Below are 23,403 nucleotides of genomic sequence, written 5' to 3'. Positions count from 1 at the left end.
GTGGGCGCGCGCCGCACCGGCGCCGACCGCGGGGGCCTGCCGGGGCCGGCGGGCGCGGACATCGGTCCCGGAAAATGCGCGGGAAGACGTGCCGGAAGACTTCGAGGGGCCCGGTCCGTCGACCGGGCCCCTCGGCTTTCCCCTCCGTATCAGAACCCCCGCGGATCCCCCCAGATCCCCCCTCCAGAAGTCCTGATGCCAAGTACGACCCGCGAGGTATGGGGAGGGTTGCACGGGCTTTCCAAGATTTTTTTCCGATGGCCTGTTCCGGGCGCCGGGCGCCTCAGACGGCGTGGGTGAGGAACCGCTCCGCGGTCTCGGCCAGCACCTCCCGCCCGTCCCGCGCCCACAGCGCGTCGTTGAAGAGCTCGACCTCGATCGGGCCGTCGTACCCGGCCTTCTCGACGTAGGACCGCCACTCGCGCATGTCGATCGCGCCGTCGCCGATCTGGCCGCGGCCGTTGAGGACGCCCTCCGGCAGCGGGGTGGTCCAGTCGGCCAGCTGGAAGGAGTGGATGCGGCCGGAGGCACCCGCGCGGGCGATCTGGGCGGGTGCCGTGTCGTCCCACCAGAGGTGGTACGTGTCGACCGTGACGCCGACCTGCTCGGCGGGGAAGCGCTCCGCGAGGTCGAGGGCCTGGGCGAGGGTCGACACCACACAGCGGTCCGCCGCGTACATGGGGTGCAGCGGTTCGACGGCCAGGCGCACGCCACGGGCGGCGGCGTACGGGCCCAGTTCGCCGAGGGCGTCGGCGATGCGCTCCCGCGCGCCGTGCAGGTCCTTGGAGCCGGCCGGCAGACCGCCGGACACCAGCACCAGGGTGTCCGTGCCGAGCGTCGCCGCCTCGTCGACCGCGGCCCGGTTGTCGTCCAGGGCCCGCGCGAGCTCGGCCGGGTCGGTCGCGGTGAGGAAGCCGCCGCGGCACAGTGTCGTCACCGTCAGGCCCGCGTCGCGGACGAGCGCGGCCGTGGCCTTCAGTCCGTGGGCCCGGACGGGCTCGCGCCACAGGCCGACGCCCAAGACGCCCAGTTCCCGGCAGGCGTCGACGAGTTCCGGCAGGGACAGCTGCTTGACCGTCATCTGGTTGATGGAGAAACGGGCGAGGCTCATGGGGTCACTCCGTACAGGGCCAGCAGGGACTTCATCCGCGCCTCGGCGAGCTCCGGGTTCGGGAACAGGCCGAGTCCGTCGGCCAGTTCGTAGGCACGGGCGAAGTGCGGCAGCGAGCGGGCCGACTGGAGTCCGCCCACCATGGTGAAGTGCTCCTGGTGGCCGGCCAGCCAGGCCAGGAACACCACACCCGTCTTGTAGAAGCGCGTCGGTGCCTGGAACAGGTGGCGGGACAACTCGACCGTGGGGTCGAGGAGTTCGCGGAAGCCCTTGACGTCGCCGGTGTCCAGGACCCGTACCGCCTGCGCGGCGAGCGGGCCCAGCGGGTCGAAGATGCCGAGCAGCGCGTGGCTGAAGCCCCGCTCGTCTCCCGCGATCAGCTCCGGGTAGTTGAAGTCGTCGCCGGTGTAGCAGCGGACGCCGTGCGGGAGGCGGCGGCGCAGGTCGACCTCCCGCCGCGCGTCCAGCAGCGAGACTTTGATGCCGTCGACCTTGTCCGGGTGGGCGGCGATGACCTCCAGGAAGGTGGCGGTCGCGGCGTCGAGGTCGGACGAGCCCCAGTAGCCCTCCAGGGCCGGGTCGAACATCGGGCCCAGCCAGTGCAGGATCACCGGCTCGGCGGCCTGCCGGAGCAGATGGCCGTAGACCTCCAGGTAGTCCTCGGGTCCGGCGGCGGTCGCGGCCAGCGCCCGGGACGCCATGAGGATCGCCCGGCCGCCCGCCTCCTCGGCCACGGCGAGCTGTTCCTCGTAGGCCGTGCGGATCTCCGCCAGGGAGGCCGGGCCCGTCAGCTGGTCCGTGCCCACTCCGCAAGCGATCCGGCCGCCGACGGCGCGGGCCTCCGCGGCGCTGCGGCGGACGAGTTCGGCCGCGCCCGCCCAGTCCAGGCCCATCCCGCGCTGCGCGGTGTCCATGGCCTCGGCGACACCGAGGCCGTGCGACCACAGGTGGCGCCGGAAGGCGAGGGTGGCGTCCCAGTCGATCGCGGCGGGCGAGTCGGGCGAGACGTCGGCGTACGGGTCGGCGACGACGTGCGCGGCCGAGTAGACCGTGCGGGAGGCGAGCGGCGCCCCGGTGGTGACGGTGAGCGGCTCGGTGCGCGGCCGGTACGTCCTCAGCCGGCCGGCCGCGTCCGGGAGTCGGAGGGTCACAGGGAGATCTCCGGCACGTCGAGGCGGCGGCCCTCGGCCGAGGACTTCAGACCCAGCTCGGCGAGCTGGACGCCGCGGGCGCCGGCGAGCAGGTCCCAGTGGTAGGGCGTCCCGGCGTAGACGTGCTTGAGGAAGAGCTCCCACTGGGCCTTGAAGCCGTTGTCGAACTCCGTGTTGTCGGGGACCTCCTGCCATTGGTCGCGGAAGGAGTAGGTGGCGGGGATGTCCGGGTTCCAGACCGGCTTGGGGGTCGCGGACCGGTGCTGGACGCGGCAGTTGCGCAGCCCCGCGACGGCGGAGCCCTCGGTGCCGTCGACCTGGAACTCGACGAGCTCGTCGCGGTTGACGCGCACGGCCCAGGACGAGTTGATCTGGGCGACGGCGCCGCCCTCCAGCTCGAAGATGCCGTACGCGGCGTCGTCGGCTGTGGCGTCGTACGGCTTGTCCTGCTCGTCCCAGCGCTGCGGGACGTGGGTGGCGGTGAGCGCCTGCACGGAGGTCACCCGGCCGAACAGCTCGTGCAGGACGTACTCCCAGTGCGGGAACATGTCGACGACGATGCCGCCGCCGTCCTCCGCGCGGTAGTTCCAGGAGGGGCGCTGGGCGCTCTGCCAGTCGCCCTCGAAGACCCAGTAGCCGAACTCGCCGCGGACGGACAGGATCCGCCCGAAGAAGCCGCCGTCGATGAGCCGCTTCAGCTTCAGCAGGCCGGGGAGGAAGAGCTTGTCCTGGACGACGCCGTGCTTGACGCCCTTCTCGTGGGCGAGCCGGGCCAGTTCGAGGGCGCCGTCGAGGCCGGTGGCGGTGGGCTTCTCGGTGTAGATGTGCTTGCCGGCGGCGACGGCCTTGCGGATGGCCTCCTCGCGGGCGGAGGTGACCTGAGCGTCGAAGTAGATGTCGGTCGCCGGGTCGGCGAGGACGGAGTCCAGGTCCGTCGACCAGTGCTCGAGGCCGTGCTGCTCGGCGAGGGCCCGCAGGGCGTGCTCGCGGCGGCCCACGAGGACGGGTTCGGGCCACAGCACGGTGCCGTCCCCGAGGTCGAGGCCGCCCTGGTCGCGCAGGGCGAGAATCGAGCGGACGAGGTGCTGGCGGTAGCCCATGCGTCCCGTCACGCCGTTCATGGCGATCCGCACCGTCTTGCGTGTCACGTCATTCCCTTCGTACGCGATTTCCGCGCCGTCACGCCCTACTGGTGAGCAGAACAGCAAGCGCTTTCTATCCAGAGAGAAGCTAGCCTCTGCCGGGCCGATCGGACAAGACCACGCGGGCGAGGAGATGTTCGACCCTCCGGACGGCTGGACGTGGAGGCCATGGGCACGGTCGGATGTACCCGCACGTGACAGCCGTGCGTGACCGGTCCGGGCCACGGACCTGGGACCTTGCGGCTGCCCACGGGCACGGCCGCACGGCGTGCGGCCGGGACCGCCGCACGAGGTACGGCCGGACGGCCGCACGGCGTGCGACGGAATGACGTACGGCGGCACGACGGACGGCCCGACGGCCGCACGGCGTGCGGGCGTATGCCGTTACGGCGGGCGTCGTCGTCGGGGCGTACGGCGGTGCGGTTGCCCGGTGTACGGCTGCGGTGCGGATTGCCGCGGTCGGCGGCGTACGGCTGCGGTGCGGGTTGCCGCGGTCGGCGGTGTAGGGCTGGGGCATGGGCACGGACCGCATGACGCGCGTCCGCGTTCCTGAGAACCCCTGAGAACCCCTGAGAACGAGGACAACGAGATGCGTGACCGGAGGACGACGAGATGACCGTGACCCTGGCGGACGTGGCGGCCCGCGCACAGGTCTCGCCCGCGACCGTGTCCCGGGTGCTGAACGGGAACTATCCCGTCGCGGCGTCCACACGCGAACGGGTACTGCGCGCGGTGGACGAGCTTGACTACGTACTGAACGGACCCGCGAGCTCGCTCGCGGCGGCGACCTCCGACCTCGTCGGCATCCTGGTCAACGACATCGCCGACCCCTTCTTCGGGATCATGGCGGCCGCGATCCAGTCCGAGATCGGCGGACCCGGCGGACGCGCCGGCGGCGAGCGGCTGGGCGTCGTGTGCAACACCGGCGGCTCCCCCGAGCGCGAGCTCACCTACCTCACACTCCTGCAGCGCCAGCGCGCCGCCGCCGTCGTCCTCACCGGCGGCGCGATCGAGGACGCCACGCACGCGGCGGCCGTCTCCGCGAAGCTGCGCCGGCTGGCCGAGGCGGGCACCCGGGTCGTCCTCTGCGGACGCCCACCCGCGCCCGAGGCCCCCGACGCGATCGCGCTCACCTTCGACAACCGGGGCGGCGGCCGGGAGCTCACCGAGCATCTGATCGGCCTCGGACACCGGCGGCTCGGCTACATCGCGGGCCCGGAGGAACGCACGACCACCCGGCACCGGCTGGAGGGCCACCGCGCCGCACTGGCCGCGCACGGCGTCGAGGACGATCCGCGGCGGACCGTGCACGGCCGCTACGACCGCCGCTCGGGATACGAGGCGACCCTCGAACTGCTGCGCCGCGACCCGTCCTTGACGGCCGTCGTCGCCGCCAACGACACGGTCGCGCTCGGCGCCTGTGCCGCGCTGCGCGACTCCGGTCTGCGCATTCCCGACGACGTGTCCGTCGCGGGCTTCGACGACCTGCCGTTCAGCATCGACGCGGTGCCCGCGCTCACCACCGTGCGGCTCCCCCTGACCGAGGCGGGCGCCCGAGCCGGTCGGATCGCCATGGGGCGCGAGGAGCCGCCGCCGGGCGGGATCGCCACGGTGCGCGGGGAGTTGATGGTCCGCGGGTCCACGGGGGCGCCGCGGGCCTGAGGCACCCCCGGGTGCGCGGAGGTGCCGCGGGGCTCGGAGCGCACGCGGACCACGGGGCCGGCGCCCCGCGAGGGGCCCGTTCCAGAACGCGGTGCGCGGAGCGATGAGTTCTCGGCGGCACCGCGGTCTTCATTGCCGTAACGGAACGAACGATGAAGAACGACGAAGAACGACGAAGAGGAGCACCTCCCATGCGTATCGTGATCAGCGCCTTCATCAGCCTCGACGGTGTCGTGCAGGCGCCCGGCGGCCCCGAGGAGGACACCGACGGCGGCTTCGCGCACGGCGGCTGGTCCCACCCCTACTTCGACCCGGAGGTCGTGGGCGGCGCCTTCGCCGAGGGGCTCGGCAAGGCCGAGGCGCTCCTCTTCGGGCGCCGCACCTGGCAGACGATGGCCGCGGCGTGGCCCGAGCGCGCGGGCGACCCGTTCGCCGACCGGATGAACTCCCTCCCGAAGTACGTGGTGTCCGGCACGCTCGACGAGTCCGACCTCACCTGGAACAACACCACGCTGATCCCCGGCGACCAGGCCGTCGCCCGCGTCCGGGAGCTTCGCGCGGCCGAGGGCGGGGACCTGGCGATGATGGGCAGCCCCACCCTCGTACGGACCCTGCTGAGCGAGGGTCTGGTCGACGAGCTCCAGCTCATCCGGATGCCGGTGATCCTCGGCGGCGGCAAGTCGATCTTCCCCGTCGACGGGGTGAAGCGCCCGCTCGAACTGGTCTCCTCCGCCACGGGCAAGACCGGCGTGGAAGTGTGCGTGTACCGGCCGGCCGACGAGGCGTGAGGGCACGCCGGGGGGCGGAGTGCGCCACCCCGGCCGAGGGGGCGGGGCCGCCGAGGGCACGGCGGCCCGGCCGTAGCAGGCTCCGGGGGCGAGCGGTGCACGGTGGCCCGACCACGGCGGAAGGACACTCCCGGGGACGGACGCCATCCGGCCGAGGCCGAGGGCCCGAGGGGTGAGCGGTCCAGGTGGCCCGACCACGGCGGAAGGACACTCCCGGGGCGGACGGTATCCGGCGGCCCGGCTGGGGACGAGGGCCCCGGCGGCGAGCGGTGCACGGTGGCAGGGCCGAGGCCGAGGGCCCCGGGGGTAGGCGGTGCGCGCGGGTCCGGCCTATGCTCGGAGCGTCGACATCTCTGACTGAGTCAGTCATCCGGGGGCCGATCCTCCAGGGACCGCCCAGAACAGACCTCGCGGAGCCCACCATGACCGTGCAGGACATCCGCTCCTTCAACCGCTTCTACACGAACGTCATCGGCGCGCTCGACTACGGCCGCCACCTCTACGCGCCGTACACGCTCACGGAGTCCCGGGTGCTCTACGAGCTCGCCCACTCCCAGGGCGCCGACGCCGCCGACCTGCGTACCGAGCTCTCGCTGGACTCCGGCTATCTGAGCCGCATCCTCAACAAGTTCGAGCAGGACGGGCTGGTCGAGCGCGCGCCCTCCGAGACGGATCCGCGCCGCCGCCGCATCACCCTCACCACGCGCGGCCGGGACGCCGCCGGCCTGCTCGACGAGCGGGCCCGGGAGACGGTCGGCACGCTGCTCGCGACCGTGCCGCCCGCCGACCGGCCGCGGCTCGCCGAAGCGATGCGCACGGTGCGCACGATCCTGGGGGACGGCCGCTCCCCCGGCCCCGAGGACGTCGTCCTGCGTGAGCCGGGCCCCGGCGACCTCGGCTGGATCGTGCAGCGCAACGCCGCGCTGTACGCGGCCGAGTACGGCTGGAACACCGACTACGAGAGCCTCGTCGCGCGGATCGTCGCCGACTTCGCGGGGGACCACGACCCGCACCTGGAACGCGTATGGATCGCCGAGCTCGACGGACGGCCCGTCGGCTGCGTGATGTGCGTCCGGGACGACGCGCCCGGCACGGCCCGGCTCCGCCTCCTGCTCGTCGAGCCCGACGCGCGCGGACTCGGCATCGGGGACCGGCTCGTCGGCGCCTGCGTCGACTTCGCCCGCGGTGTCGGCTACCGCGAGCTCGTCCTGTGGACCAACGACGTCCTGTCCGCCGCCCGCCGGCTCTACCAGCGCCACGGCTTCGTCCTGGTCTCCGAGAAGCCCCACCGCTCCTTCGGGGCGGACCTCGTCGGCCAGGACTGGCGCCGGGACCTGCACGGCGGACACGAATGACCGGGACTCGACGGCCGCCTTCCTCGAGGCAGCACCAGCCCGTAGGGTCCGCCCCATGAAACTGGCGTTCTCCACCCTGGGCGTACCCGGGCTCCCGGTCCCCGACGTCGTGCGGCTCGCCGCCGCGCACGGCTACCACGGCGTGGAACTGCGCGCCCATCCCGAGGAGCCCGTGCACCCGGGCCTCACCGCGGCCGAACGGGCCGACGTGGCGGCCGCGTTCAAGTCCCTCGGCATCGAGATCCTGGGCCTCGCGGGGTACGCGCGGGTGGCGGCGCCGGGCGACGACGCCCCCGTACTGGCGGAGATCCGCGAGCTGGTCGACCTGGCCCGCGACCTGGGCGCGCCGTTCGTGCGCGTCTTCCCGGGCGGCGACGCGGACCAGGATCCGGGCGAGTGGGACGCGACGGCGGCCCGTCGCCTCGGCACGGCCGCGGAGCACGCCGCCGACGCCGGTGTCCGCATCCTCCTGGAGACCCACGACTCGCACCGCACGGGAGCCGACGTGATCCGGATCCTCGGACCGGTCGGCCACCGACAGGTGGGCGCGCTGTGGGACGTGATGCACACCTGGCTCGGCTGCGAACAGCCCGCGGACAGCTACGCGGCACTGTCCCCGTACCTCGGATATGTCCAGGTCAAGGACATCGCGTCGGCCGAGGACAGCACCCCGCTCCCGCTCGGCGCGGGCGCCCTGCCGCTCGCCGAGTGCGTGGAACTGCTGTCCCGCCGGGGCTGGGACGGCTGGCTGTGCTGGGAGTACGAGAAGCGCTGGTACGAGGGCGCGGCCCCGCTGCCGGACCTGCTGACCGCGGGCCGTGAGCACCTGGCCCGGCTGCTGAACGACTCCGCCTGAGAGCGGCGGTCCCGCCGGCTCCCCGCCGCGTCCGACGCTCCCCGGCACGTCCGCCGGTACGGCGACGCGGCGTACGGCTACGCCACGGTCTCCCCGGCCGCCAGGACCGCCCTGCGCACCCGCTCCGCCAGCCGGTCGCGGCATACGGGCCACTCGTCGGCCGTGATCGAGTAGATCGCGGAGTCCCGCAGCCGGCCGTCCTCGCCCGGGGCCCAGGAGCGAGACCAGTTGCGCAGGACTCCCTCGAAGCGGGCGCCGACGCTCTCGATCGCCGCGCGGGAACGGCTGTTGCGCGCGTCGGTCTTCAGGTCGACGCGGGAGACGTCCCACACTTCGAAGGCGTGCCGGAACAGCAGCAGCTTGGCCTCGGCGTTCACGCCCGTGCCCTGCGCGGACGCGGCCAGCCAGGTGAATCCGACCTCGATCGCGTCGAGCCGGTCGTCCGAGCGCCAGCAGCGCGGCTCCCAGTAGGAGGTCGCGCCGACCGCGCGCCCGGTGGCGACGGACACCTGGGCGTAGGGGGCGAGCCGTCCGTCGGCGGCACGCGCGAGCTGTGCGTCGATGTAGTCGCCGACCTCCGCGGCCCTGGGCACCCAGGTGAACGCGTACGAGTCGCGCTGCTCCTCCGCCGCCGCGACGAGGTCGGCGGTGTGACCGTGACCGAGCGGCTCCAAACGCACGAGCGCGCCTTCGAGAACCGGCCCCTCCAGATGAAAGCCCAACGCCCGGCACCCCTTCGTCCCGCACGGCCGCGCGGCCGGCCCGGCGAACGGCTCGCCGCGGCCCCGCAGAGTCTCCCCTACGCCTCCGGACCCGTCGAACGGAATAACCGGGCGGACCGGCGTGCCCCACGGGACCTCGGTCGACTCCCGCGTCCTGAAGGGGTGTTCACCCCTAGAATGGGCGCAGTTCGGAAACGGGGGACGAGATGGGCGCAGGCCGCAGGGACGCCCTCCTGATCGCGACCGGGGCGTACGACGACGGCAGGTTCCACGCACTGCGCTCACCCGCACAGGACTGCGCGGGCCTCGCCGGCGTGCTGTCCGACCCCCGCATCGGCGACTTCCGGACCGATCAGGTCAGGGACGCGTCGGCGAGTCGGGTGATGCGCGCGGTGGACCGCTTCTTCATGGACCGCAGCCGCGACGACCTGCTCCTGCTGCACGTGTCCTGTCACGGCATCAAGGACGACGACGGGCGCCTGTACTTCGCCGCGCGCGACACGGACCGCGACCTGCCCGCCTCCAGCGCCGTCCCGGCCGCCTTCCTGCGCGACCGCATGGAACGCTGCCGCGCCCGCACGGTCGTCGTACTCCTCGACTGCTGCTACAGCGGCGCCTTCCTGCACGGCGCGAAGTCGGCGGACGACCAGGTCCACCTGCGCGACGAACTCGGCGGCCACGGCCGTGTCGTGCTGACCGCGACCAGCCGCACCGAGTACGCGTGGGAGGGCAAGCGTGTCGAGTCCATGACGCCCCAGCCCTCCCTGTTCACGGGCGCGCTGATCCACGGTCTGGGCACCGGAGCGGCGGACCTGAACGGCGACGGCCGGATCACGGTCACCGAGCTGTACGACTACGTGTACGAGTCCCTGCGCGGCGCGGGGGTGAAGCAGACCCCGCGGATGTGGGCCGACCTGGAGTACCAGGTGACGATCGCGCGGACGGCGCGCGCCGGGGACACCCGCATCCCGCCCATGCCGCGCACACCGCCCGCGCAGGACGCCTTCGCCGCGCCGCCGCCCGCACCGGACGCCTCCGGGGCGCCCGTGTCCGGGGCTCCGTCCACGACCGGGACCGCGTCCTCTGAGCAGGCGGACCTGGCGGAGATCATGGACCGGTTCTTCGCCTCGGACGAAGCGGGGAAACGGAGCGGGACACGGACGGCCGACCGCCGCCGGTCGCGCAGACGCCGCGGCTCCGACGCGCTGATCCGGCTCGAACTCCCGCTGGAGGAGACCGCGTTCGGGGTCGACAGGGAACTCCAGCTGGACACGGCCGTGGTGTGCTCGGCCTGCTCGGGCGAGGGGACGGCACCGGGGACCCGGCACGTCCGGTGCGACACCTGCGGGGGCCGCGGCGAGACCGGGCCGCGACGGAGCTTCTTCGGCCAGGCCGCCGACTCCCGCGTCTGCCGGACGTGCGAGGGCTACGGCACGGTCCTGCCCACGCCCTGTCCCGCCTGCCACGGCGACGGCAGGGTCCGCTCCCGGCGCACGCTCACCGTGCGGATCCCGGCGGGCGTCGACAACGGCACCCGGATCAAGTTCGCCGGCCAGGGAGAGGTCGGTCCCGGCGGAGGCGAGCCGGCCGACCTGTACGTCGAGATCGTGGAACTCCCCCACCCCGTCTTCCGGCGTGTGGGCGACGACCTGCACCGCACCGTGACCGTCTCCCGCGCCCTGGCGACGACGGGCGGCAAGCTCACCGTGGACACCCTGGACGGCCGGAAGACGGTCGCCCTCCCCCAGGGCTTCCCGGACGGCCGGACCCTGCGGCTCCCGAGCCAGGGGGTGACGCACCTGCAGGGCGGCGGCCGCGGCGCGCTCCTGGCGCGTGTCGAGATCCGCGGCTGAATCCCGGGGGTCGGACGGCGCCGCGGACCGAGGCGTCAGGCCGGCAGTGCCGCGCGCAGCCGCGCGAACGCGTCGTGGAAGGCAGGGAACGTCTTGCGGACGCACTCCGGGTCGTCGAACGTGATCCCGGCGGTGCGCAGCGAGGTGACGGCGAACGACATGACGACGCGATGGTCCCCGTACGTCCTGATCTCGGCCGGAGCGGGGGTGCCGGGGTGGATCTCGATCCAGTCGGGGCCGGTCCGCGCCTGGACGCCCAGCCGCCGCAGGTTCTCCGCGCAGGCTTCGAGGCGGTCGCACTCCTTCACCCGGGTGTTGGCGACGGCCTCGATGCGCACCGGTCCGGAGGCGAAGGGGGCGATCGCGGCCAGTGTCGGCATCGTGTCGGAGATGTCGCGCATGTTCACCGTGACCCCTGCCAGCCGCCCGGTGCCCGACACCGTGGTGGCGTCACGGCCGACGTCCACCCGCGCGCCCATGCGGCGCAGTACGTCCACGAACCGCAGATCGCCCTGGAGCGCCTCCTCGCCGAGGCCCCTCACGGTGACCTCGCCGCCGGTGAGCGCGGCCGCCGCGAAGAAGTAGCTCGCGGTGGAGGCGTCCGGCTCGACGGCGTAGGTGGTGGCGCGGTAGCCGCCCGGCGGCACGGTGAAGACGTCGCCGTCCCGGCGCACGTCCGCCCCGAAGGCGCGCATCATCGCGACGGTGATGTCCACGTACGGCGCCGACACCAGGTCGGTGACCTCGATCCGCAGGCCCTCGCGGGTCAGCGGGCCCAGCAGGAGCAGCGCCGTCAGGTACTGCGAGGACTGGCCCGCGTCCAGGGTCACGTCGCCGCCCGCCACCCCGGCCGCCGCGATGCGCAGCGGATGGTGGCCCTCGGTCTCCTCGTGCCGCAGGTCCACCCCCAGGTCGCGCAGCGCCCGGGTGAGCGGGAGCAGCGGTCGGCGGCGCATCTGGGCCGACGCGTCGAAGCGGTACCTGCCGTGTCCGGCCGCCGCCAGTGTCGGCAGGAAGCGGGCGGTGGTCGCGCCGTCCCGGCAGTGGACGTCGGCCTCGGGGACGGCGGGACCCTGCGGGCGGCCGTCCACGTGCCAGGCCTCCGGGGCCCGTCCGACGCGGTAGCCGAGCCGGGTCAGCCCCTCCGCGAAGCCCTCCGTGTCGTCCGAGCGGAGCGGGCGCACGAGGGTGGTGACCCCGTCGGCGGCCGCCGCCAGGAAGAGGGCGCGGGCGGTGATGGACTTGGAACCGGGGATGTCGACGACGGCCATGCCCTCATGCTGGCTCCCGCGCCCGCTCCTGCGCTGGAACGTCCGCCAGATGGACCCGCGCCGGCGCCGCGAACGAGGTCAGCGCGACGCCTGCGACCAGCAGCGCCGCCGCACCCCACCGCAGCGGGCCGACCGGCTCGCCCAGGAGGAGCGCGGCCGAGGACATCCCGAAGACCGGCACGAGGAGCGAGAAGGGGGCCACCGTGGAGGCGGGGTACCGGTGCAGCAGCCGGCCCCACGCGCCGAAGCCGAAGACCGTGGTGATCCAGGCGACGTAGACGATGACGGCCGCACCCTGCGGGTCCAGGGCGCGCAGCGCGTCGAGGTCCCGGGACGGGCCCTCCGTCAGCAGCGACAGGCCGAGCAGCGGCAGGACGGGGACGGTGCTCACCCACACCATGAAGTTGAGCGAGTCGGGCGGGGACGCCTTGCGGGTGAGGACGTTGGACAGGCCCCAGCAGGCCGCGGCGGCGACGACCAGGGCGAAGGCGCCGAGGGGGCCGGACGCGCCCTCGTCCAGGGCGGCAAGGCCCACCCCGCACAGTGCCACCGCCATGCCCGCCAGCCGTACGCGGGTGGGGCGTTCGCCGAGCGCCGCGAAGGCGATCAGCGCCGTGAAGACGGCCTGGATCTGCAGGACGAGGGAGGACAGCCCCGCCGGCATGCCCGCGTCCATCCCGATGAACAGCAGCCCGAACTTCGCCACGCCCAGCACCAGTCCCACCGACACGATCCACTTCCAGGCGACCTTGGGCCGGCCCACGAAGAACACCGCGGGCAGGGCCGCCACCAGGAAGCGGAGCGCCGAGAAGAGGAGGGGCGGGAAGTGGTCGAGGCCGACCTCGATGACCGTGAAGTTGACGCCCCAGACGGCGGCGACGAGGACGGCGAGGCAGATGTGGGCGGGTCGCATGGGTCGAGGATCACCCGGCCGACCGTTAAGCACCAGCAAAGTCTGCTGCATGATGGGATGAAGCATTCCTAATGAAAGGGACGGGCCGTGCTCGATCTGCAACGCCTGCGCGCCCTGCACGCCGTCTCCGTGCACGGCACGGTCGGCGCCGCCGCGGCAGCGCTCGGATACACCCCGTCGGCGGTGTCCCAGCAGATCGCGAAGCTGGAGCGGGAGACCAGGACCGTGCTCCTGGAGCGGCAGGGGCGCGGTGTGCGGCTCACCGAGCAGGCCGAGCGACTCGCCGCCACCGCGCAGGAGTTGATGGCGCTCGTCGAACGGGCCGAGACCGAGCTGGAGGAGCGGCGGGGGCTGCCCGCGGGGCGGCTGACCGTGGCCGCGTTCGCCTCGGCGGCGCGCGGACTGATGCCGGGCGTGCTGGCGGATCTCGCGGTCCGGCATCCGGCGCTGGACACCCGGCTGTCGGAGGTCGACCCGCACCTGTCCATCGACCTGGTCGCCAAGGGCGCGGTGGACCTGGCCGTCGCGCACGACTGGGACATCGCGCCGCTGCCCGCCCCGGCCGGGGTGGAGCAGGCGGTGATCGGGGACGACCTGTGCGACCTGCTCGTCCCCGCGGGGCATCCGTTCGCCGGGCGGGCCGCCGTGCGGCGCGAGGACCTCGCGGGCGAGCGGTGGATCTGCCAGCCGCCGGGGCGGGTGTGCCACGACTGGCTGGTGCGGACGCTGCGGGCGGCGGGGTGCGAGCCGGACATCGTGCACCAGGCCGACGAGAACCCGACGCTGGTCGCGCTCGTCGCCGCCGGGCTCGGTGTGGCGCTCATTCCGCGGCTCGGGCGCGGGGCCCTGCCGGAAGGGGTCGTGGAGGTGCCGCTGGATCCGATGCCCGTACGGCGGCTGTACGCGCTGTGGCGGGCGGGGGCGGCGCGGCGGCCGGCCATCGCGGAGACGGTGCGGACGCTTCAGGCGCACTGGCCTCTGGTCTCGGAGCACGCCTGATTCCACGGCCCGTCGGAGCCGCCGTCCCGCCCTCTGCCCATGGCGGGGCACCTTGCTGACGCCCCGTCCGGTCCACGGGCCTGCCGCCCGGCGGACGTCGGCACCCCCTTCGGTGGGCTCATTCGGCTCCTGGGGCACCCGTGTCACGACTTCCGGGGGTGGGGGGCGAAGTGGGGAACCCGGGAGGTACGGCCTTCGTCCCATGTGCGTGCTGCCGGACGAGTCTCCGCAGTGCGGTGTCGGCCTCGCTGCTGGCTGCGATCGCTGACCACCCTCTCCGCCGCCTGCGGCCGACAGCACGCCGCCACCGGCGCGCCCCCCTCCAACTGCGCCGGTGGCGGCCCCAACCCGGGTTACTGTGCACACTCTTGACTGGAAGAAACTTTCCGGATAATCGTGGCTCCTCGGAAGTTTCCTTCACGAGGGAAGGGGCGCACGTGCGCGACTCCAGCACGGGAAGCACCGCAAGACCGAACGACCCGTACAGACCGTCGGAGCGGTCGGGTACGCCGAGACCGTCCCGGCGTACCGTTCTCGCCGCGACGGCGGGCGTCACCGGCGCCCTGGCCACCGGCACCACCGCGTCCGCCGCCCAGGCCGCCGGCACGACCGCCCCGGCGGGCCGGCACGACGACCGGCAACTCCGCGCCCTGATCTCCCGTATGACGCTGGAGGAGAAGGTCGGACAGGTCTTCGTCTCGCGGGTGTACGGCCACTCGGCCACCGCGCCCGACCAGGCCGACATCGACGCCAACCTCAAGGAACTCGGCATCCGGACGGCCGCCGAGCTGATCGCCAAGTACCGCGTCGGCGGGATCATCTACTTCGCGTGGGCGCACAACACCCGTGATCCGCACCAGATCGCGGCGCTCTCCAACGGCCTCCAGAAGGCCTCGCTGGACCAACCGGGCGGGCTGCCCCTCCTCGTGTCCACCGACCAGGAGCACGGGATAGTGGCACGTGTGGGCAAGCCCGCGACGCTGTTCCCGGGCGCGATGGCGCTGGGCGCGGGCGGATCGCGGTCCGACGCGCGCACGGTGGGACGCATCGGCGGCGCCGAACTGCACGCCATCGGCATCCGCCAGGACTACTCCCCGGTGTCCGACGTGAACGTCAACCCGGCCAACCCCGTCATCGGCGTACGGTCCTTCGGCGCCGACCCGGACGCGGTGGCCGGCCTGGTGGCCGCCGAGGTGAAGGGGTACCAGAGCTCGGGTGTCGCGGCCACGGCCAAGCACTTCCCCGGCCACGGCGACACCGCGGTGGACAGCCACTTCGGCTTCCCGGTCATCACGCACAGCCGCGAGGTGTGGGAGACGCTGGACGCCGTGCCGTTCCGCGCGGCGATCCGGGCCGGCATCGACTCCATCATGACCGCGCACATCATGGTCCCGGCGCTCGACCCGGCGGGCGATCCCGCCACGCTCTCGCACCCGATCCTCACCGGCATCCTGCGTGAGGAACTCGGCTACGACGGGGTCGTGGTGACGGACGCGCTCGGCATGGAGGGCGTCCGGACGAAGTACGGCGACGACCGGGTGCCGGTCCTCGCGCTCAAGGCGGGCGTCGACCAGCTCCTCAACCCGCCCTCGATGGAGGTGGCCTGGAACGCGGTCCTGAACGCCGTGCGCGGCGGCGAGCTGACCGAGGCGCGCCTCGACGAGTCGATCCTGCGCATCCTGCGGCTGAAGTCGAAGCTGGGCCTGCTGTCCGACCCGTACGTCAGCGACGCCGGTGTCGACCGCGTGGTGGGCATCCCGGCGCACCTGAAGGAGGCCGACCGGATCGCCGAGCGCACCACCACTCTGCTGGTGAACAAGGAGGGTCTGCTGCCGCTGTCACGCAGGCGCACTCCGAAGGTGCTGGTCGTGGGAGCGGACCCGGCTTCGCCGTCCCTGTCGGACGGACCACCCACCACGGTCCTCGCGGGCGCCCTCACCGAACTGGGCTTCACGGCGACGGCCCTGTCCACCGGCACGGCACCCTCGTCGGCGACGATCGCCAAGGCGGTCGCTGCGGCGAAGGACGCGGACGCGGTGGTCGTCGGCACCTACAACGTGACGGCGGCCGGCAGTCAGAAGACGCTCGTCGACCAGCTGGTCGCCACCGGCGTCCCGGTGATCGCCGTCGCGATCCGCAACCCGTACGACGTCGCCCAGCTCCCGGGTGTGGGCGCGTGTCTGGCCGCCTACTCCTGGACGGACGTCGAACTGCGCGCCGCCGCACGGGTGATCGCCGGGCGGGTGCGTCCGCGGGGTGAACTGCCGGTGCCGGTCCAGCGGGCGGACGATCCGACGAAGGAGCTCTATCCGATCGGCTACGGGTTGCGCTTCTAGGGTCATCGGGTCGGACACCCGCTGTCGTACACCCGGTCCATCCGTCGTACGACGGCTACGCCGTACCACCTGCGCCCCGCCCCCAACTGGCGCAAAGGCCCCCGCACGTCTGGCGTGTGCCCGCTGCAGCGGGTCACGCTGGACGGGGGTATCGGGGGGGGAAGCCATGCGAGCCAGCGGGTCGGGTCGGGGTTCCATCGGGGCGGTGTGCGCGCTCGTGCTGGCCCTGGCCGTGCTCTGCGGCTGCCAGCGCTGGACCAACTCCGGCTCCGCGCAGGACACGCCCGGCACGGCCGCGGCGTCGAAGCGGCCGTCCGGCTACGGGGCGGAGTTCCTCGCCCGCGACGAGTGCAGTTCCTTCGGCACGACCAGCTTCACCGAGGTGCCGTGCTCCAGCGAACGGGCGGCGGCTCGGGTGGTCGCCCGCTACGACGGCAAGGTGGCGGACGGGCCGTCCTGCCCCGCGACCACCGACTTCGTCCTGCACATCAGCGAGACGCGGCCCTCCTCCGACGAGGACGGCGACGGCGCCATCCCCCAGGGCTACGCCTGCATGCGCAAGCTCGAACCCCCGCACCCCGGTGACCCGGGAGGCGGCGGAGGTCCCCGCACCGTCGTCGGCGACTGCGTCTACGGCGCGGGCACCGGGCAGGTCCGTGAGACGGCCTGCGACGGCAAGGGCAAGAACCCCCCGGAGTACAAGGTCACGTCGGCGGTCACCACCCGGGCGAAGTGCCCGGCGTCCACGGAGCTGTACGTGCAGCTCGGCGGCGACAGGCCGGTGGGCTGCGCCCGCCCCGTGTAGCGGACGGACACAGCCCACGCGGCGCGGGTCACGGACGCAGGGCGGGCTCCCGCTCCACGTCACGCCGGTCCAGCTTCGCGTCGAACGCGGCCAGCGGCTTCGCGGCCGACGGGTCCGACAGGACCGTGCTGGAAGCCACGCCCGCCCATTCCAGGATGCGCGCGGTCGCGAGCGCCTTCTCGTCGGCCACGAGACCGGCGACGTTGGCACCGTGGTTCAGGCCCGGTGCCGTGAAGACGTAGGAGTCGCGCGCGCCGGAACCGAGCCGGAAGCGCTCGGCTCCCCACGGGTCGTTCTGGCCGTAGACGAACAGCATGTGGTGGGCGTTGTGGCGGACCCAGGTGTCCACGTCGCGCATCGCCGACGGCTGGAACTTCATCGGGATGGACCGCGGCACGAAGTTGCGCGGCGGCTGGTAGCCGTACCGGAGGTACTTCTTCTCGATGTGCGGGAAGTGGATCGTGGGCGCGCCGAGCTGGGTGCCCGCCTGGTAGTAGTACGGGGTGTACGGCTCCAGGCCCTGGTCGGTGTAGAACGAGAAGCCGGAGATCGTGTCGACGGAGTTCCAGATGTCGTCGTCGCTGGCGTGCGCGGCGTCCGCGGGGATCGCGTCGCAGTCGGACAGCAGGCTGTACTGCCAAAAGCCCCACACGTAGTCGAGCACGACCGCCTCGTACGCCCGGTCGAGGCTGCCGACGGTGGTGAACGTGTAGCCGTTGTCGGCGGCGTAGGCCGCGTACTTCTTCTCCAGTGGCTCCCGGCGCACCAGCGCCTCGCGCTGCACGGCGTTCAGCCTGTCCCGGCACTCCTTGGTGCCGACACCCGCGAAGAAGCGGTCGTAGGCGGAGTCCTCCTGGTTGACGACGTCGTTGGGTGCGACGTACGCGACCACGCCGTCCATGTCGCGCGGGTAGAACCGCTCGTAGTACGTGGCGGTCATACCGCCCTTGGAGCCGCCCGTGGAGATCCACTTCTTGCCGTAGATCGGCTTCAGCGCCTGGAAGATGCGGTGCTGGTCGCTGGCCGCCTGCCAGATGTCGAGCTTGGACCAGTCGGCCGGGGCCGGACGGGACGGGGTGAAGAAGCGGTACTCCATGGAGACCTGGTTGCCGTCCACGATCTGGGTCGGCTCACGGCGGCTGGGCGTGGTGGAGACGTTGTAGCCGCCGGTGTAGAAGACCGTCGGGCGCGCGGTGTCCTTGTGCAGCACGGTGATCCGCTGCTGGAACGTGCCCTTGGACGGGTGCCGGTGGTCCACCGGCTGGGTGTAGTTGAGGACGAAGTACCGGTAGCCGGTGTAGGGCTTCTCCTGGATGAGGCTCATGCCCGGTATCGCGAGCAGCCGGTCCTTGATGTCCTCGCTGGTCGTGCCGCTGGTGCCGGTGGCCTCCGGCTGGGCGGCGGTGGCCGCCCCGGCCGTGCTCAGCGTGCCTATGAGCACCGTGAGCGCCAGCAGCCATCTGAGCGCCTTGCGCATGCACCCTCCCCTGGGATTACGCAGATGTCCGCCGGAACCTAGCGGAGCAACTCCCGTGACACCAGGGGTGCTTGCGTCAATGCGTCAGCGACTCAGCACAGAATCCAGCCCGAGTTCACCGAGCCCGAGCCCACCGAGCCCTTGATCCGGACGCAGCGGTGGCCGGCGTGCACGGTCACCGGGCCCGCGTGGTGGGCGAAGTGGCCGGAGTCGACCACGGGCCGGTTGCCGCGCGCCTGCACGCTGACGGACATCGTCCTGCGGCCGCCCTGCGTCTTGGGGAAGGTGACGGCGCAGACGTAGCCGCCGCGCTTGTAGACCTGTACCGAACCGGTCGAGAAGGGCAGGGTGCGGACCTTGCGTCCGGCGCAGTAGGAGGTGGCGGCCTGCGCGCTGCCGGGGCTCGCGAGGGCGAACAGACCGGAGGCGGTCAGCACGGCCATACCGATCGCCAGCCGTCGGCGTATCGCACCACTGTCCACTGTCGTCCCTCCCGCAGCAATCAGCGTACTGGTGTACGGACGCACGACGTACGGCGGATGGTTGCGTTCGCCCATGAGAGGTTTTTTCCGAGTTTGGGGCAACCGTGCCCGTTTACCCGAGGTCCAACTGGTCGGAAAACGAAAGGCGGTACTCCATGACCGGCATGAAGCCCTCTCGTACCACCACGCGCGCACTCGTCGCGGCGGCCCTCCTCGCCACGGCCGGCGCCTCCGTGCCCGCAGTCGCCAGTTCCACCGCCGCGCCACCGGCGCGCAGTGGCGGCAACGGCCCCGCCTACGACCGGGTGGCCGACTTCTACGGCGCGTACATCGACGCGGTGACCGACTCCGGATCCGGCCGCCTCGACAGCCAGTTGCGCGGCTTCTACCTGACCTCGGGCCTCCGCTCGCGCCTGGCCGGCTGGGAGCACCGCGAACACGCGGACGGCGTCCTGCGCGCCCAGGACGTGCCGCGCGCCTGGAAGGTCACGCCCGGGGACAGCGGCATGGGCCACACCTGGTCGACGGTCCGCCTGACCTGGGGGTCCGCCCAGCACCCGACCTACACCTATCTGACGGTGCAGTCCGACCTCGCCACGAAGAAGATCTCCGACATCAGGCCCAGGTCCTGACGCGGGGCACCGGACGGCCCCCGGCACCCGCCGCCGGGGGCGTCAGGCGGTGGATCCCACGGGTTCCTCCGGCTCCGGCGCCCCCACGAACGTCCGCCACAGCTCGGCGTAGCGGCCGTCCTGCCGCAGCAGTTCGTCGTGCGTGCCGTCCTCGACGACCCGGCCGTGGTCCATCACGACGACCCGGTCCGCGCGGGCGGCGGTCGTCAGCCGGTGGGCGACGACCAGAGTGGTGCGGCGCCCTGCGAGCCGGTCGGTCGCCTGGTTGACGAGGGCCTCCGTCGCCAGGTCCAGCGCGGCGGTGGCCTCGTCGAGCAGCAGGACGTCCGGATCGACCAGCTCGGCACGGGCCAGCGCGATCAGCTGGCGCTGCCCGGCGGACAGGTTGCGGCCGCGCTCGGCGACCTCGTGCAGATAGCCGCCCTCCAGGGTGGCGATCATGTCGTGCGCGCCGACCGCGCGGGCGGCTGCCTCCACCTCGGCGTCGGCGGCGTCCGGGCGACCGTACGCGATGGCGTCGCGGACCGTGCCCTGGAAGAGGTACGCCTCCTGCGGGACCACGCCGAGCCGGTGACGGTACGCGGTGATGTCGAGGGCCCGCAGGTCGGTGCCGTCGACGGTGACCTGCCCGCCCGTCGGGTCGTAGAACCGCGCGACCAGCTTCACCAGCGTCGACTTGCCGGCGCCGGTCTCACCGACGAAGGCGACGGTCTGCCCGGCCGGTATGCGCAGCGACACCCCGCTGAGGGCTTCCTCCGCGTCCTTTCCGTCGGCGGCGTTGTAGGCGAAGTCGACGTCCTGGAAGGCGATCTCGCCGCGCAGCGAGCGCACCTCCATCGGCGCGTCGGCGGTCTTCGTCGACGTCGGCTCCCGCAGCAGCTCCTGGATACGGCCGAGCGAGACGGTGGCCTGCTGGTAGCCGTCGAAGACCTGGGAGAGCTGCTGGACGGGCGCGAAGAACAGGTCGATGTAGAGGAGATAGGCGACCAGGGCGCCGGTCGTCAGTGTGCCCGCGTCCACCCGGTGGGCGCCCACGATCAGCACGGCCGCCGCCGCGACCGACGACAGCAGCTGCACGAACGGGAAGTACACGGATATCAGCCGCTGCCCGCGGATCCGCGCCTGGCGGTAGCTGTCGCTGCGCTCGGCGAACCGCCGCCCGCCGGAGCCCTCGCGCCGGAAGGCCTGGAGGATCAGCAGTCCGGACACCGACTCCTGGAGGTCGGCGTTGACCACCGACACGCGCTCGCGGGCGAGTTCGTACGCCTTCACGCTCGCCCGGCGGAAGAAGAACGTGGCGACGATCAGCGGCGGCAGCGTCACGAAGACGACCAGCGCCAGCTGCACGTCGATCACCAGCAGCACGCCCATGATGCCGAAGAAGGTGACGACCGAGACGAACGCGGTGACCAGGCCCGTCTGGAGGAACGTCGACAGGGCGTCCACGTCGGTCGTCATGCGGGTCATGATCCGGCCCGTCAGCTCCCGCTCGTAGTAGTCGAGCCCCAGGCGCTGGAGCTGCGCGAAGATCTTCAGGCGCAGCGTGTACAGGACGCGCTCGCCGGTCCGTCCCGTCATCCGGGTCTCGCCGATCTGGGCCGCCCACTGGACGAGCACGGTGACCAGTCCGAGGCCGGCCGCCGCCCACACCGCGCCGAGGGCCATGCGGGTCACGCCCTCGTCGATGCCGTGCCGGATCAGCACGGGCAGCAGCAGGCCCATGCCCGCGTCGACGGCGACGAGCCCGAGGCTCACCAGGAGGGGCGTCCCGAAGCCGCGCAGCAGCCGCCGCAGACCGTAGGAGTCCTCGGGGGTGACGGCGCGGGCCTCGTCGACGTGCGGGGCGTCCACGGCGGGCGGCAGGGCCTCCACCTGGGCGAGGAGCTCGGGGGTGGCGGGCATGCCGGTGAGCGCGTCGTCCTTGGGCTCACGGTCGCCGGTCCACAGGTGCGGGGTGACGCCACGCTCGGCGTCGAACTCGGCGTCCAGCTCCTCCCGTACGGAGGTGTCCTCCGGCGGGACGGACGGCAGTTCGTGGCCGGGCGAGACCCCGCCGAGCTCGTCCGGGTCGGTGAGCAGCCGCCGGTAGAGCGGGGAGCGGTCCTGGAGCTCCTCGTGGGTGCCGATGTCGGCGAGGCGCCCGGCGTCGAGCACGGCGATGCGGTCGGCGAGGTTGAGGGTGGAGCGCCGGTGCGCGATCAGGAGTGTCGTGCGGCCCTCCATGACCTGCTTGAGCGCCTCGTGGATCTCGTGCTCGACACGGGCGTCGACGGCGGACGTGGCGTCGTCGAGGACCAGCAGGCGGGGGTCGGTCAGGATGGCGCGGGCCAGTGCGACCCGCTGGCGCTGGCCGCCGGAGAGCGTGAGGCCGTGCTCGCCGACCTTGGTGTCGTACCCCTCGGGCAGCTCGGCGATGAACCGGTCGGCCTGGGCGGCACGCGCGGCCGTCTCGATCTCGTCCTGGGTGGCCTCGGGGCGGCCGTACGCGATGTTGGCGCGCACGGTGTCGGAGAAGAGGAAGGAGTCCTCGGGGACGAGCCCGATCGCGGCGCGCAGCGACTCGGTCGTCAGCTCGCGGACGTCGTGCCCGCCGATGAGGACGGCGCCGTGCGTCACGTCGTAGAAGCGGGGCATGAGCAGCGACACCGTCGACTTGCCCGACCCCGAGGAGCCGACGACGGCGAGGGTCTCGCCCGGCCGGATCTCGAAGCTGAGCCCGTCGAGGACCGGCCGCCCCTTGTCGTAGCCGAAGGACACGTCGTCGAACTCGACGCTCGCGGGCGCGTCGGCGGGCAGCGTCTTGGTGCCCTCCTGGATGGAGGGCCGGGTGTCGATCAGTTCCAGCACGCGCTCGGCACCGGCGCGGGCCTGCTGCCCGACCGTCAGCACGACGGCGAGCATCCGCACGGGTCCGACGAGCTGGGCGAGGTAGGAGGAGAACGCGACGAAGGTGCCGAGGGTGATCTGTCCGCGCACGGCGAGCCAGCCGCCCAGCGCGAGCATGGCGACCTGGCCGAGGGCCGGGACGGCCTGGAGCGCGGGGGTGTACTTGGCGTTCAGCCGTATGGTGCGCAGGCGACCGGCGAAGAGCCGGCGCCCGACCTCGCGGAGCTTCCCGGTCTCCTGTTCCTCCTGTCCGAAGCCCTTCACCACGCGTACGCCGGTGACGGCGCCGTCGACGACGCCCGCCACGGCGGCGGCCTGCGCCTGCGCGTACCAGGTGGCGGGGTGCAGACGGGAGCGGCTGCGCTTGGCGATGAACCAGAGGGCCGGGGCCACGGCGAGCGCGACCAGGGTCAGCGGCAGGGACAGCCAGGCCATGATCACGAGAGACATCACGAACAGCAGCAGGTTCCCGATGGTCATCGGGAGCATGAAGAGCAGGCCCTGGATCAGCTGGAGGTCGCTGGTGGCCCGCCCGACGACCTGGCCGGTGGACAGTTCGTCCTGACGCCGTCCGTCGAGCCGGGTGATCGTCTCGTACATCTCGGTCCGCAGGTCGTGCTGGACGTCGAGGGCGAGGCGTCCGCCGTAGAAACGGCGGACGTAGGTGAGGCCGTAGACGAGGACGGCGGCGCCGATGAGCGCGCCGGCCCACGGAGCCATGCCGCGGGTGTGGTCACCGACGACGTCGTCGATGATCACCTTGGTGATCAGCGGGACCAGCGCCAGGACCGCCATGCCCGCGAGTGAGGAGCCGAGCGCGAGCAGGACGTCCTTCGGGTATCGCCACGCGTACCCGGCGAGCCGCCGTGCCCATCCCCGCTGCGTCTCCACGCCGATGCCTTCCGTCCGTCCTGATCTGCCGGAAGGACCAACGCCGAAACAACCGGATTTCATCCCTCCGC

General features: G+C 72.8%; 18 protein-coding genes. 9 read left to right on the top strand and 9 right to left on the bottom strand.

Annotated features, from left to right (window positions below; all coding sequences use genetic code 11):
• Window positions 1-283: 283 nt before the first annotated feature.
• From ABEB03_RS04160 to ABEB03_RS04150, 3 genes are read right to left on the bottom strand one after another with little or no spacing between them, the layout of a single operon-like run.
• Entirely contained in the window at window positions 284-1,111 is an 828-nt protein-coding gene (locus ABEB03_RS04160) for a sugar phosphate isomerase/epimerase family protein (protein WP_345641277.1), read from the bottom strand.
• Window positions 1,108-2,262, bottom strand: a complete 1,155-nt coding sequence (locus ABEB03_RS04155; RefSeq protein ID WP_345641274.1) for a dihydrodipicolinate synthase family protein — start codon at window positions 2,260-2,262, stop codon at window positions 1,108-1,110. Before ABEB03_RS04155 ends, ABEB03_RS04160 begins: the two co-directional genes overlap by 4 nt.
• Window positions 2,259-3,410, bottom strand: a complete 1,152-nt coding sequence (locus ABEB03_RS04150) for a Gfo/Idh/MocA family protein (protein WP_345641270.1) — start codon at window positions 3,408-3,410, stop codon at window positions 2,259-2,261. The genes ABEB03_RS04155 and ABEB03_RS04150 overlap by 4 nt, the downstream gene beginning before the upstream one ends.
• Window positions 3,411-4,016: 606 nt before the next feature.
• On the opposite strand from ABEB03_RS04150, the gene ABEB03_RS04145 reads away from it, so the two are divergent.
• The 4 genes from ABEB03_RS04145 (at window position 4,017) to ABEB03_RS04130 (ending at window position 8,065) form a co-directional block, all read left to right on the top strand.
• The gene (locus ABEB03_RS04145) at window positions 4,017-5,066 is read left to right on the top strand and encodes a LacI family DNA-binding transcriptional regulator (RefSeq protein ID WP_345641267.1); all 1,050 of its coding nucleotides are present in this window, start codon (window positions 4,017-4,019) and stop codon (window positions 5,064-5,066) included.
• A 191-nt stretch (window positions 5,067-5,257) separates the two neighbouring features.
• Entirely contained in the window at window positions 5,258-5,854 is a 597-nt protein-coding gene (locus tag ABEB03_RS04140) for a dihydrofolate reductase family protein (protein ID WP_095934487.1), read from the top strand.
• A 422-nt stretch (window positions 5,855-6,276) separates the two neighbouring features.
• On the top strand, window positions 6,277-7,209 hold the full coding sequence (locus tag ABEB03_RS04135) for a bifunctional helix-turn-helix transcriptional regulator/GNAT family N-acetyltransferase (protein ID WP_345641264.1): 933 nt from the start codon (window positions 6,277-6,279) through the stop codon (window positions 7,207-7,209).
• Window positions 7,210-7,264: 55 nt separating this feature from the next.
• Window positions 7,265-8,065, top strand: coding sequence for a sugar phosphate isomerase/epimerase family protein (locus tag ABEB03_RS04130; RefSeq protein ID WP_345641261.1), 801 nt, complete (start codon window positions 7,265-7,267; stop codon window positions 8,063-8,065).
• 77 nt (window positions 8,066-8,142) lie between these two features.
• Here the strand turns inward: ABEB03_RS04130 and ABEB03_RS04125 are convergent, their stop codons facing one another.
• Complete coding sequence (locus ABEB03_RS04125) at window positions 8,143-8,787, bottom strand: GNAT family N-acetyltransferase (RefSeq protein ID WP_345641258.1); 645 nt, start codon at window positions 8,785-8,787, stop codon at window positions 8,143-8,145.
• A gap of 206 nt (window positions 8,788-8,993) precedes the next feature.
• Between ABEB03_RS04125 and ABEB03_RS45280 the strand changes: the two genes are divergently transcribed.
• On the top strand, window positions 8,994-10,640 hold the full coding sequence (locus ABEB03_RS45280; protein WP_425589178.1) for a caspase, EACC1-associated type: 1,647 nt from the start codon (window positions 8,994-8,996) through the stop codon (window positions 10,638-10,640).
• Between the two features lie 35 nt (window positions 10,641-10,675).
• Here ABEB03_RS45280 and aroA read toward each other — a convergent pair whose 3' ends face one another.
• On the bottom strand, window positions 10,676-11,911 hold the full coding sequence (gene aroA / locus ABEB03_RS04110; protein ID WP_345641255.1) for a 3-phosphoshikimate 1-carboxyvinyltransferase: 1,236 nt from the start codon (window positions 11,909-11,911) through the stop codon (window positions 10,676-10,678).
• A gap of 4 nt (window positions 11,912-11,915) precedes the next feature.
• Entirely contained in the window at window positions 11,916-12,824 is a 909-nt protein-coding gene (locus tag ABEB03_RS04105; RefSeq protein ID WP_345641252.1) for an EamA family transporter, read from the bottom strand.
• Between the two features lie 87 nt (window positions 12,825-12,911).
• Here ABEB03_RS04105 and ABEB03_RS04100 point away from each other — a divergent pair, with 87 nt between their 5' ends.
• The 3 genes from ABEB03_RS04100 to ABEB03_RS04090 all read left to right on the top strand — a co-directional run bounded on the left by ABEB03_RS04100 (window position 12,912) and on the right by ABEB03_RS04090 (window position 16,964).
• Window positions 12,912-13,823: a LysR family transcriptional regulator gene (locus ABEB03_RS04100; RefSeq protein WP_345641249.1), complete on the top strand. Its 912-nt coding sequence runs from the start codon at window positions 12,912-12,914 to the stop codon at window positions 13,821-13,823.
• Between the two features lie 437 nt (window positions 13,824-14,260).
• Entirely contained in the window at window positions 14,261-16,159 is a 1,899-nt protein-coding gene (locus ABEB03_RS04095; RefSeq protein ID WP_425589177.1) for a glycoside hydrolase family 3 protein, read from the top strand.
• Between the two features lie 166 nt (window positions 16,160-16,325).
• Window positions 16,326-16,964, top strand: coding sequence for a hypothetical protein (locus ABEB03_RS04090; protein ID WP_345641246.1), 639 nt, complete (start codon window positions 16,326-16,328; stop codon window positions 16,962-16,964).
• A gap of 28 nt (window positions 16,965-16,992) precedes the next feature.
• On the opposite strand, the gene ABEB03_RS04085 is transcribed toward ABEB03_RS04090, so the two are convergent.
• Together ABEB03_RS04085 and ABEB03_RS04080 are read right to left on the bottom strand one after the other, a co-directional pair.
• Window positions 16,993-18,441 (bottom strand): S28 family serine protease, encoded by a 1,449-nt coding sequence (locus ABEB03_RS04085; RefSeq protein WP_345641243.1) that lies wholly within the window; start codon window positions 18,439-18,441, stop codon window positions 16,993-16,995.
• Between the two features lie 92 nt (window positions 18,442-18,533).
• On the bottom strand, window positions 18,534-18,923 hold the full coding sequence (locus tag ABEB03_RS04080; RefSeq protein ID WP_028803535.1) for a hypothetical protein: 390 nt from the start codon (window positions 18,921-18,923) through the stop codon (window positions 18,534-18,536).
• Window positions 18,924-19,078: 155 nt separating this feature from the next.
• On the opposite strand from ABEB03_RS04080, the gene ABEB03_RS04075 reads away from it, so the two are divergent.
• Window positions 19,079-19,555 carry a hypothetical protein gene (locus ABEB03_RS04075; RefSeq protein WP_345641240.1) on the top strand — a complete coding sequence of 159 codons (477 nt, stop codon included), beginning with the start codon at window positions 19,079-19,081 and terminating at the stop codon, window positions 19,553-19,555.
• 42 nt (window positions 19,556-19,597) lie between these two features.
• Here ABEB03_RS04075 and ABEB03_RS04070 read toward each other — a convergent pair whose 3' ends face one another.
• Entirely contained in the window at window positions 19,598-23,332 is a 3,735-nt protein-coding gene (locus tag ABEB03_RS04070; protein WP_345641237.1) for an ABC transporter ATP-binding protein, read from the bottom strand.
• Window positions 23,333-23,403: the final 71 nt, after the last annotated feature.

Origin of the sequence: Streptomyces siamensis (assembly GCF_039543605.1) — a bacterium.
In the GTDB taxonomy this organism is placed as follows: domain Bacteria; phylum Actinomycetota; class Actinomycetes; order Streptomycetales; family Streptomycetaceae; genus Streptomyces; species Streptomyces siamensis.
The sequence above is the reverse complement of the archived record's forward strand: the minus strand, read 5'-3'. Positions and strand labels throughout refer to the sequence as shown.